At 60.3% G+C, this 10321-nt stretch carries 11 protein-coding genes and 1 tRNA gene; 6 read left to right on the top strand and 6 right to left on the bottom strand.

The annotated features are described in order from the left end of the window. Window positions 1–722 precede the first annotated feature (722 nt). Window positions 723–809: transfer RNA gene (locus BQ17_RS05365), tRNA-Leu, on the bottom strand. Between the two features lie 375 nt (window positions 810–1184). Between BQ17_RS05365 and rnr the strand changes: the two genes are divergently transcribed. The 3 genes from rnr to BQ17_RS05380 are packed head-to-tail and all read left to right on the top strand — an operon-like array spanning window position 1185 to window position 4137. Next, window positions 1185–3407: a ribonuclease R gene (gene rnr / locus BQ17_RS05370; RefSeq protein ID WP_089724983.1), complete on the top strand. Its 2223-nt coding sequence runs from the start codon at window positions 1185–1187 to the stop codon at window positions 3405–3407. 18 nt (window positions 3408–3425) lie between these two features. Further along, window positions 3426–3830 (top strand): HI0074 family nucleotidyltransferase substrate-binding subunit, encoded by a 405-nt coding sequence (locus tag BQ17_RS05375; protein WP_089724969.1) that lies wholly within the window; start codon window positions 3426–3428, stop codon window positions 3828–3830. Further along, entirely contained in the window at window positions 3823–4137 is a 315-nt protein-coding gene (locus tag BQ17_RS05380) for a nucleotidyltransferase family protein (RefSeq protein WP_089724971.1), read from the top strand. Before BQ17_RS05375 ends, BQ17_RS05380 begins: the two co-directional genes overlap by 8 nt. A gap of 33 nt (window positions 4138–4170) precedes the next feature. On the opposite strand, the gene BQ17_RS05385 is transcribed toward BQ17_RS05380, so the two are convergent. Both BQ17_RS05385 and BQ17_RS21510 read right to left on the bottom strand, forming a co-directional pair. Continuing rightward, window positions 4171–4395 carry a type II toxin-antitoxin system RelE/ParE family toxin gene (locus BQ17_RS05385; protein WP_089724972.1) on the bottom strand — a complete coding sequence of 75 codons (225 nt, stop codon included), beginning with the start codon at window positions 4393–4395 and terminating at the stop codon, window positions 4171–4173. A gap of 440 nt (window positions 4396–4835) precedes the next feature. After that, window positions 4836–5009: a hypothetical protein gene (locus tag BQ17_RS21510; protein ID WP_165741538.1), complete on the bottom strand. Its 174-nt coding sequence runs from the start codon at window positions 5007–5009 to the stop codon at window positions 4836–4838. 77 nt (window positions 5010–5086) lie between these two features. On the opposite strand from BQ17_RS21510, the gene rlmB reads away from it, so the two are divergent. Next, window positions 5087–5890, top strand: coding sequence for a 23S rRNA (guanosine(2251)-2'-O)-methyltransferase RlmB (gene rlmB, locus BQ17_RS05395; RefSeq protein ID WP_089724976.1), 804 nt, complete (start codon window positions 5087–5089; stop codon window positions 5888–5890). A 249-nt stretch (window positions 5891–6139) separates the two neighbouring features. After that, window positions 6140–7966: an RNB domain-containing ribonuclease gene (locus tag BQ17_RS05400; protein WP_089724978.1), complete on the top strand. Its 1827-nt coding sequence runs from the start codon at window positions 6140–6142 to the stop codon at window positions 7964–7966. A 188-nt stretch (window positions 7967–8154) separates the two neighbouring features. Here BQ17_RS05400 and BQ17_RS05405 read toward each other — a convergent pair whose 3' ends face one another. The 3 genes from BQ17_RS05405 to BQ17_RS05415 all read right to left on the bottom strand — a co-directional run bounded on the left by BQ17_RS05405 (window position 8155) and on the right by BQ17_RS05415 (window position 10098). Next, window positions 8155–8469, bottom strand: coding sequence for a HesB/IscA family protein (locus BQ17_RS05405; RefSeq protein ID WP_089724985.1), 315 nt, complete (start codon window positions 8467–8469; stop codon window positions 8155–8157). Between the two features lie 238 nt (window positions 8470–8707). Further along, a complete protein-coding gene (locus BQ17_RS05410; RefSeq protein ID WP_089724980.1) occupies window positions 8708–9247 on the bottom strand; it encodes a hypothetical protein in 540 nt (179 codons plus the stop codon). A 278-nt stretch (window positions 9248–9525) separates the two neighbouring features. After that, on the bottom strand, window positions 9526–10098 hold the full coding sequence (locus BQ17_RS05415; protein ID WP_089724982.1) for a hypothetical protein: 573 nt from the start codon (window positions 10096–10098) through the stop codon (window positions 9526–9528). Window positions 10099–10137: 39 nt separating this feature from the next. Between BQ17_RS05415 and BQ17_RS22405 the strand changes: the two genes are divergently transcribed. Continuing rightward, window positions 10138–10321, top strand: a 184-nt coding sequence (locus BQ17_RS22405; protein ID WP_218068112.1) for a hypothetical protein, incomplete at its 3' end; no start/stop codon positions are given.

A 10321-nucleotide genomic window follows, 5' to 3' on the forward strand; every position in this document is an offset into this window, starting at 1 on the left:
CCTCATATGCTAGCCCTGTCGCTAGGGCAAGCAGGTATAAATTCCTTATCGATTAACAAGTTGATGCCGGCTGTAGGGTGGGCTGTGCCCACCGAACCCGCTGTTCGGCGTTATACTGCCACACGGCACAATCCGAGCTTTTGAATTTCCCCCTCACCCCGCCCTCTCCCGGAGGGAGAGGGAGTGAAATGCGCAGATTGTTCCGTGTGGCAGTATAGTTTGGTATTGCCCGAGAAGGCGTCTACACCCAAAGCGAGGTCCGCGTGGGCCGACAGCGCGGGGGGTAATATGGGTGTCAATGCCATTACCGGACGACAAAAAAAGAGGAGAAGCTACGAATCACGCGAATCGGCGCGAATGGATTCACGCCGATTCGTCGTTTTCTCTTCCGCATCCTGATCGACCACGACCAGCGGTCAGCAGCTAACTTTTTAATCTCTCTGGGTCAAATTCCCCGCCGCTTGCGGCGAGAAAAAAGACTTCCATCCAATTGATACCCCCTTGGGGCGGGGAGGATTCATTGGTATTGATATGGTATTGATTGGGTGTAGGTTGCGTTAGCCGCGCGGGGAAAGGCTGCGGGGGGCACGGCGCCGAACGCGGCGTAACGCAACACGACACTGTAAGGTGGTTGAGCACGGAAATTCGTGTGGATACGTGTGATTCGTAGTTTATCCCCATCCATGCTCACGAAGAGGGAAAAACGACTCGGGCAGTCGATTTGGTGCCGAGGAGAGGACTTGAACCTCCACGGGCTTTCGCCCACTAGTACCTGAAACTAGCGCGTCTACCAATTCCGCCACCTCGGCAGGTGGTCCGCAAAGGCGTTACCCGATCCGGTCGGAGAGGGCTTGTCATGCTAGTGAGACAAAAGGGGCTTGTCAACGTACACTAAGAAGCCGTCTGGTTAAAAGCAATCCTGAATGATTTGGCGCTGTTTGGGGGACCGGACGTGTTGCGTTCGACGCCCAACGGCTCGTTGGTCTACGGCCAGGCCAGTGCCGGCGTCTTAACGCAACCTACACCCACATGATCCCCCGTGCAGCCTGCACGCGCGGACCTCGTCTCTAAGTATAGGTTGCGTTAAGCTGCGTGAGAAAACGTCTGGGAGAACAACACGACGCTCGGATCCGTTTTAACCAGACAGCTTCTAACTCTTTATTTTGGAATGGAAAAACGCCATCGTGGCAAGACCCAAGCAGGCAAGGTCCCGGGCTGCGGACCCCCACCGTCGGCGCGAAGCGAAGAAGTATTCCAATCCCATCCCAAGCCGGGAGTTCATCCTCGAGACCCTCACCGAGGCCGGCGTTCCACTCACCTTCAGCGAGATCGCCGCCACCTTCGACATTCGCGACGAGGGGGAGCTCGTCGCCTTGCAGCGCCGTCTCGGTGCCATGGTGCGGGACGGGCAGTTGGTACCCAACCGCCGGGATGCTTACTGCCTGGTAAACAAGCAGGATCTGATCGCGGGCCGGGTGATCGGCCATCCGGACGGCTTCGGTTTCGTCAAGCCGGACGATGGCGGCGATGATGTCTATCTCTACCCACGACAGATGCGCGGCCTGTTCCACAACGACCGGGTGGTGGTGCGGATCATCGGTCAGGACCGCCGGGGGCGACTGGAAGGATCGGTGGTAGAGGTGCTGGAACGCAATACGCACACGGTGGTCGGGCGCTTTTATCAGGAGAGCGGCATCGGTTTCGTGGTCCCGAACAACAAGCGTCTGACCCATCACATCATCGTCCCCAGCGACCGGATCGCCGGCTCCGGTCAGGACCAGATCGTCGTCGCCGAGATCACGGACCAGCCCACCAAGCGCACCCAACCCATCGGGAAGATCCTGGAGGTGGTCGGTGACCACATGGCTCCGGGGATGGAGACGGACATCGCGATCCGCACCCACGACCTCCCGGTGCAGTGGCCGGCGGCGGTGGAAGCCGAGATCGCGGATCTGGAGACCGAGGTCCCGGCTGCGACCAAGGATGGGCGGGTCGATCTGCGCCGGCTGCCTCTGGTGACGATCGACGGGGCCGATGCCCGAGATTTCGACGACGCCGTCTACTGCGAGCCCAAACCCAAGGGTTGGAAGCTCCTGGTCTGCATCGCCGATGTCTCCAGCTATGTGGAACCGGGTACGGCCCTGGACGCGGAGGCCCGCGAACGAGGCAACTCGGTCTATTTTCCGGGCCGGGTGATCCCCATGCTGCCGGAGGTCTTGTCCAACGGGCTCTGCTCCCTCAATCCCGATGTCGATCGGCTATGCATGGCCTGCGAGCTGTACGTGAACCGCGCAGGGCAGGTCACCAGATCCCGCTTCTTCGCGGCGGTGATGCGCTCTCACGCCCGTTTCACCTACGACCAGGTGGCGGCCCTGCTCGGGGACGGCGACCCGCAGCTGCGCCGACGCTGTTCGGGGCTGCTGCCTCACCTGCACGCGCTCTATGCCCTCTATCAGGCCCTCCATGGGGCGCGGACGGGGCGCGGGGCCATCGATTTCGACACCACCGAGACCTCTTTCGAGCTCGATGAGCAAGGCCGTGTCCTGGCGATTCGCCCCCTAGTGCGCAACCTTGCCCACCGCATCATCGAGGAGTGTATGCTCGCGGCCAATGTGGCCGCCGCCAGGCTCTTCCAGCGCCAGCGGATGCCGGCCCTGTACCGCATCCACGAAACGCCCAAGGAGGAGAAGCTGAGCGACCTGCGGGGATTTCTCGCCGAGTTGTCCCTGCGCCTGCCCGGCGGCAAGCGACCCACGGCAAAGGATTACGCGACCCTGCTCGACGCGGTCCGGACCCGCCCGGATCGACGCCTGATCCAGACCGTGCTGTTGCGTTCCATGCAGCAGGCCATGTACAGCTCGGAAAACGCGGGCCATTTCGGGCTCGCTTATCCCGCCTACACCCATTTCACGTCCCCCATTCGCCGCTACCCGGACCTGATCGTCCACCGGGCCATCAAGCATGTGCTGGCGGGGGGGGCCGCAGCGGATTTCGACTACCCCAAGCCGGACCTGCGGCGCATCAGCGAGTACTGCTCCGGCACCGAGCGCCGTGCCGACGAGGCCACCCGTGACGTCGAGTCCTGGCTCAAGTGCGAATATATGGAGGACAAGATCGGTGCGGAATTCGAGGGCACCATCACCAGCGTCAACTCCTTCGGCATCTTCGTGGAGCTCGACCGGATCCACGTGGACGGCCTGGTGCACATCACGGCCTTGGACAACGATTTCTATCACTTCGACCCGGTCGGGCACCGGCTCACGGGAAAACGCACCGGCACGGTCTACCGTCTCGGCGATCGGCTGCGGGTTCGATTGGCGGCGGTAAACCTGGACGAACGCAAGATCGATTTTGTCTTGGCGCCGCACGGGCAAAGTGGTCGCAAGAAGCGTAAGCACAAGGTTTGAGCCGGTCCGGATTCCCTCATGACGACCCTGAACCTTGCTCCCTTGGGTAAGGCCCTGAACAGTCTCGACCGGGCCTTGGTGCGCGCACTCGCGGCCACCGAAGACGAAGAGCTGCGCGACGCCTGTATTCAGCGTTTCGAATACAGCTTCGAGCTGTCCTGGAAGATGCTGAAGCGACAATTGCGCGAGGAACTCGCCAATCCGGCGGAATTGGATACCTGGTCTTATAAGCAGCTGATCCGGGTGGCGGGCGAACGCCAACTGATAGCCGACGTGGCGGCTTGGTTCGACTATCGCGAAAAGCGTAACCTGACCTCCCATTCCTACGATGAGCGGAAAGCCAAGCAGGTGTTCGCCGTCCTGCCGCGTTTTGCGCAGGACGCCACAGACCTGTTCTCCCGCTTGCAGGCCCGTCATGGATAGCAACCGCTTGGACCTGCGACCGCGGCATGCAGCCATGGTCCGGGACATTCTGCACCGGTTGGTACCGGACCGTAGCGTCTGGGCCTTCGGCTCACGGGTTACCGGCAAGGCTCGGCGTTATTCCGACCTGGATCTGGTGGTCATGGGAGACCGCCCGTTGCCATCCCCTTCCCGGCAGGCCTTGCAAGAGGCCTTCGAAGAGAGCGATCTGCCGTTTCGGGTCGATGTCCTGGACTGGGCCGACACCGATGCACGGTTTCGGGAGATCATCAAGGCCAACTGTATTCCGCTCGTGCAATGTCCGTGATTCGTAGCTTGTACCTAAAACGAATCCATAATCTCATGGGATTTGCCACCACCCATCATCCCAAGGCTTGTTTTCCTTCCTTGACAAATCCTGGCTACCGTGGATAACGGCGACGACGAAGAGACGCTCGGGTTGGATCAGGTAGAGGATACGGTAGTCCTGATAGATCAGCTCCCGAACATCCTCCCGGCCCTCGGCCTCCGGCACCGCTCGTCCCATCTTTGGAAAATCCGCCAATTTCTCCACGGCGGCAATCATCCGTGGCTCTTTATGGATTCCGGACTGTTCACGCTCATGGAAGGTACTACCGGAGGTTTTGGAGTGCGGCGGCACCCTGACTTCAGTACCGACCAGAATCCGCGATGCCCGATGTCACCACAGCGTTGGCCTGGAACACGGGCCCGCCGCCGCTTTGGATTTGGCGCTGCATCCGTCTCCAACACCGGTGTTGCGGCCAGGGGAAAGCGCCGTCGCCGCGGCGCGCGTAGTGCTCAGAGCCCGGATTCCCGGCCAACGCCGCTGGTATCCCCCATAGCTGAGGTTCGATGCAGCCGCGCCGCTTTGCCGGCGCACTCCAAAGCAGTCCGGAATCCATAAAGAGCCTCATCCGTTCCGTGAAGCGCCGGGCGTAATACGGGGAATCCTTGGCGATGTAAGCCTTCAGGTTCCGGATATCGGCCCTGGCTTGCTGCGACCATTTAATCACCATCGCCCAAGAGTTCGGCCTTGACCTGTTCGTGAGGGACGGTACGACCTGCCTCGATGTCGGCCAGACCTTCTTCGATCTTCTGCTTCACATAGCTCTCATACATGAGGTCATCCCGGGATACCTGGTCGGATAGGTGATCGATAATCTCTTTAGCGGTCTGCATGAAATAATCCTCTTATCCGACGGCATGGGGGGTCACGTCCCATACAATTGTATACCCGTTGGGCGTAAGTAAATAGAATGAGCTCGAATAATCCAATCCCCATCGTGGGTATCCACAGTGTTCGGGCCGCGTTGCAGCACGGCGGTGAGGGCGTCCTGGAGGTATGGTTGGAGAACCGGCGTCGCGACCGACGCCTGGCTGAGGTCGCCGAGTTGGCATACCAGGCGGGCGTTGCGGTCCGGCGGGTGATGCGCGATGAGTTGAACGGCGTGGCCGAGGGTGTGAATCACCAAGGCGCGCTGGCTTGGGTCCATACCCCGGCGGCCCGTGGAGAAGCGGCTCTCGGCACCATCCTCGACCACACCCAAGATCCCCCCTTGTTGCTGATCCTGGACGGCGTTCAGGACCCCCATAACCTGGGGGCCTGCCTGCGCACCGCCGACGCAGCCGGCGTGCAAGCCCTGATTGCGCCCAAGGACAAGGCGGTCGGCCTTACCGCGGTCGCCTGCAAGGTCGCCAGCGGCGCCGCGCGGACCGTCCCTTATGTTCAGGTCACCAACCTCGCACGCACCATCGCAAGTCTCAAGGAACGGGGCATCTGGCTGATCGGAACGACCGCCGAAGCAGGGACCGATCTGTTCGAGACCGATCTCACCGGCCCCCTCGCCCTGGCCCTGGGCGGTGAAGGCAAGGGGCTGCGGCGCCTCACCCGGGAGCACTGCGATCTGCTGGTACGGCTCCCCATGCTGGGGACGGTGGAGAGCCTGAACGTCTCCGTGGCCACGGGGATCTGCCTCTACGAAGCACTGCGACAGCGGCAGGACGGTTTGAACCACACAGGCGTAAGCAGTAAGAAAACGACGAATCTACGCGAAAATTGATGCGTGCGGATTCGCGCGATTCGTAGGGTGGGCTGTGCCCACCAATATCGGGTCTCCTCGGTGGGCACAGCCCACCCTACGCCCACGATTCCTCTTCGCCGCACCCGGTCAGCACAAAAAAGCCTCACAACCGCCCGCGCTCGGATAACTGTCAACGGCCTTTATAAAAAACAGCCAAACCTGCTCAAAAAAACGGATCTATAATCCGGTAGGTCCTGACAGAATCTGCGTACCGGAGGTTTCGGCGCCTTGGCACAAGATCAAGCCACCCTGCGGCCAGACAGCCTGGTGCTCTACAAGGTTCGGCCCGCGCGCGTCCTGGCGCTCGGTGACAAGATCGATATCGAGCTCGAGGGCGGACAACTCAAGCGGGTGCGCCCTAAGGATGTCAGGTTGTTGCACCCCGGACCATTGCACAGCCTGGCCGATCTCGGCCCGCGGGAAGGCGAACTCGCCGAGACCCGGGAGCTGCTGGAGGGGAACGAAACCAATCTGGGCGAGCTTGCCGAGCTGATGTTCGGCGAGTTCTCTCCGGCAACGGCCTGGACCGCTTGGCAGTTGGTGGCGGAGGGCCTCTATTTCGAGGGTACGCCGGAGGCGGTGCGAGTCAGAACGCACCAAGAGGTGGCGCACGACCAGGCCGAGCGGGAAGCCAAGACCGCCGCCGAACGCAGTTGGAACGAGTTTTTGGAACGGTTGCGGCAGGCCCGTCCGACACCGCAGGATGGGGAACGCCTACAAGAGGTGGTGCGCTTGGCCCGGGGTGAAACCGCCGGCAGCCGCATTCTCCGGGCCCTGGGTTATCAGGAGACGGTGCAGAACGCGCACCGGGCCCTGATCCGGATCGGTTATTGGTCCCAGGATTACAATCCCTACCCGGAACGAAACCGGTTGCCGGTTGCTGATCCGGATCTACCGGTGCCGGACCTCTCGCATGAAGAACGTCTCGATCTGACCCAGCTGCCCGCCTATGCCATCGACGATGAAGGCAACCAGGATCCGGATGATGCCCTGAGCCTGGACGGCGATCGGATCTGGGTACATGTGGCCGATGTGGCCGCCTTGGTGGCGCCGGACAGTGATCCAGATCGCGAGGCCCGTGCTCGGGGTGCCAACCAGTACCTGCCTGAGCGGACGGTCAAGATACTACCCCAGGCGGTGACGGAACACCTGGGGCTCGGTCTGCACCCCGTCTCTCCCGCCCTATCCTTCGGCTTCCGGTGCGGGGAGGCCGGCGAGCTGACGGATATCGAGATCCGAGCCACCTGGGTACGGGTTGAACGGCTGACCTACGAGACCGTCGAGCAACGGCTCACAGAGCCGCCCTTTGCCCAACTGAACGTCCTGGCCGAGCGTTTTCGCACGCGCCGCACCGCACAGAACGCCGCCGCTATCGAGCTGCCCGAGGTCAGCGTGCGGGTACGCGACGGCGAGGTCAATATTCGACCCCTGCCAAGGCTGTGCAGCCGCCTCTTGGTAACGGACACCATGCTCATGGCCGGTGAGGCCGCGGCCGGATTCTGCCTGGAACGGGAGATTCCGATCCCGTTTGCGACCCAAGCGGCGCCGGACAAGGTCGAGCAGCCTGCCGACCTGGCGGCTATGTATGCCTACCGTCGGCGTTTCAAACCGACGCGGCTCACCGGCAACCCGGAGCCCCACTTCGGCCTGGGGCTGGCCCGCTACACTCGGGCGACAAGCCCGTTGCGTCGTTACTCGGATCTATTGGTGCATCAGCAGATCCGGGCCTGGCTGGCCGGAAGCCAGCTGCTCGACACCCAACAGGTCACCAAGCGTACCGCTGAAGCGGAGATAGCCGCCGCCACCGTGCGGCGTGCTGAACGGCTCTCCAATCAGCACTGGAAGCTGGTCTACTTACGCGCCAATTCACGGTGGCGAGGGGAAGGGGTACTGGTCGATAAGGGTGAGCGCAAGGCAGTGGTGTTGATTCCGGAGCTTGCCATGGAAGCGCGGGTGAGGCTGCGCGGGGATCCCGAGCTGAATAGCCGGGTCCGACTTATACCGCAGGAGGTCGATCTGCCCGACCTGACCTGCTATTTCCGGGTCCACGAATAGACTTCAAAGACGATGGCTATTCATTCCATGAAATAGTCGTCGGACCGGGTAATGCCGGGTTGTTTCCCAACCGTGCCTTTGACAAAACCTTGGGAAAAGTAATTCCCAATAGAAGCACCGAATCAATGTGGTCGCAATGTGGTCGGTATTTCGACACTGCCGTACCAACAACCAAAACCGAGGCAATATCAGTCTGCATCCGGTGGGCTATAGTTGGCGTCCTTGGGATTGAGAAAGATGAAGTGGAACTGCCCCGGCTCGATCTCCACGAAATCCATGGTCGCCTCAGCCAACAGGGGGACATACTCGGGAACCATGACGATATCGATTCCTTCCGACGAGATACGAATGTCTTCGTCAGTGGCGTCATCGAAACCCATGCGGTAGTCGACAGAGCCATCCGGCTTTTGGTGGGCTGCGAGGCGCAGCGGCAGCTCCTCGGTTCCACCCTGCTTGGCCGTGCTTAGGACCTGCTGAGCGGCAGTTGTCGTTATTTTGAACATGGGTTGTGCTTCCTTAAGAGCGTTGAACTGAAAAATGGTTAGCGTAGAGCAGTTCATTATGCCCCATTTCTTTAATTTGATCCCCTCTCCCCGGCCCTCTCCCGGAGGGAGGGGGGGCGAAGTGGTCAGTGCTGTTGGCAGTAATTCCGTACTCTACCACTTTAAAATTTACCACTACCTGAGGCTTAACTTAATGGCATTGCATCCTAACCTACTAACCGGATCAGGGCAGGCCGGATCAGGGCAGGAAAGAGCCCATACGCCCGAAGGGATGTGCAATCTGGCGTACGTTCTGGCGCATGGTCGCAACCCCGCCCGTCATGAGATAGACGCGCTGGTCGATGATGCCCACTCCCTCTCCGATGAGGCCCATACTCTGCTCGATGCCGGCCATATCCCGGGTTACCGAGTCCATATTCGTCCGTATCCTCGGCATGACTTTGGTCAGTGCCGCCATGTTCGCGTGAATCGGCTCCATGTGGCCGATGTGCTCGTCGAAGGCGTGCATCCGTTCGGTGATGGCACCCATGTCCTCATCGACAGTGCGTAGGTGGTCGTGCATGTCGTCCATATTGGCGACGATACCATTGAGGTCTTCGTACAGGACCCGGACATAGTAGACGTTGAAGACTGCCAGGATCACCAGCAGCACGGAGGTAACGATGATGATTGCATCGGTGATACGAAAATGGCGGTAGCGTTCGTCCAGATGGAGCTGGGTCTCCCGCCCAAGCCGGGCAATGACCTGAACGATGGCACGCCTGGGATCTTCTCTCATAGTCGAGCTTCCCTCCTGAAGGCCGCCTTGGAAATTTCAAGACGGCCATGTGGGGCAAGGATGCCTAGTACCTAGTTTCACCCTACTTTAGGTTCTCTGGGCCGAGCCCACCAGCTAAGCGCGGGAGTGGCAGGCACAGCCCACCCTACAGGCTATATGCAAAATATGCAGAAATGGGGTACTAGGGGGTGTTCTCATTAACAAACGATCATCTCGAACCACGGATCGACACGGATTGGTCTCCATCCGTGTCGATCTGTGTTCATCCGTGGTTCTCTTTATGGAAACGGGAACATTTTGTTCATGGAGCGGGCAGGCTTGGCCATATGGTGCACCTGCTGGGACATGGCTTGGATCTCGTGGTTCATAATGTCCATGTTCACCGAGATATTCCCGACGTTTTTGCGCACCGTGGCCAGATGGCGGTTGATGCCGTGGACGATCTCCCGCATCGAGCGTATGTCCGAGTCGATGACCTCCATCGCCCTGCTCAGGGTTCCCGTCATGCCTTGGATATCCTCCATCAGTGCAACCCGCTGCTCCATATTGATGATATGCCCGCGAGTCCGGTGCATCTGCTCGGCCACAGACGTCAAATGAATGTTCATGTCGCTTACAATGGCCGAGATCCGGTTGATCTGGGCGCTCAGGGTCAGCAGCAACACCAGGATCGAGATGGCGATCGCGCCCAGGATGATGAGGCCGGCCTGGATACTATAGTTGAGACGGGCGCCGAGCTTATTCTTGATATCGATCTGGCTGAGGATGATGCCTTCGAAGGAGCTCAGCGCACGTAGATATTGCTGTTGGAGAACGGCGTCCTCCTCTCTGGTCAATCGTTCTTCGGCCATGTCCTCGTTCTCTGCGGGAAGGATCGGGATGCGCCGACGGTGACCCGGGCACAACTGGAAATGATAACCCCTTTGGGGCTGGGTCGTCCCGGAACCTGCGAAATCGGTAGTGGCTCAGTTCGCGAAAAAACGGAAATTGCGAAAAAACGCAAGGACGCCAAGAAAGAACAAAGAATCTTTGCGTCTTGGCGCCATTGCGTCCTGGCGTTAAATGGGCCGGAAA

The sequence above is a fragment of the Candidatus Thiosymbion oneisti genome, from assembly GCF_900092655.1.
In the GTDB taxonomy this organism is placed as follows: domain Bacteria; phylum Pseudomonadota; class Gammaproteobacteria; order Chromatiales; family Chromatiaceae; genus Thiosymbion; species Thiosymbion oneisti.

Excerpts from the sequence above, each read along its gene's own strand:
- BQ17_RS05405 (WP_089724985.1), bottom strand. The coding sequence starts at position 8,469 with ATGTTCAAAATAACGACAACTGCCGCTCAGCAGGTCCTAAGCACGGCC.
- rlmB (WP_089724976.1), top strand. The coding sequence starts at position 5,087 with ATGAGCTCGAATAATCCAATCCCCATCGTGGGTATCCACAGTGTTCGG.
- BQ17_RS05375 (WP_089724969.1), top strand. The coding sequence starts at position 3,426 with ATGACGACCCTGAACCTTGCTCCCTTGGGTAAGGCCCTGAACAGTCTC.
- BQ17_RS05380 (WP_089724971.1), top strand. The coding sequence starts at position 3,823 with ATGGATAGCAACCGCTTGGACCTGCGACCGCGGCATGCAGCCATGGTC.
- BQ17_RS05410 (WP_089724980.1), bottom strand. The coding sequence starts at position 9,247 with ATGAGAGAAGATCCCAGGCGTGCCATCGTTCAGGTCATTGCCCGGCTT.
- BQ17_RS21510 (WP_165741538.1), bottom strand. The coding sequence starts at position 5,009 with ATGCAGACCGCTAAAGAGATTATCGATCACCTATCCGACCAGGTATCC.
- BQ17_RS05415 (WP_089724982.1), bottom strand. The coding sequence starts at position 10,098 with ATGGCCGAAGAACGATTGACCAGAGAGGAGGACGCCGTTCTCCAACAG.
- BQ17_RS05385 (WP_089724972.1), bottom strand. The coding sequence starts at position 4,395 with ATGATTGCCGCCGTGGAGAAATTGGCGGATTTTCCAAAGATGGGACGA.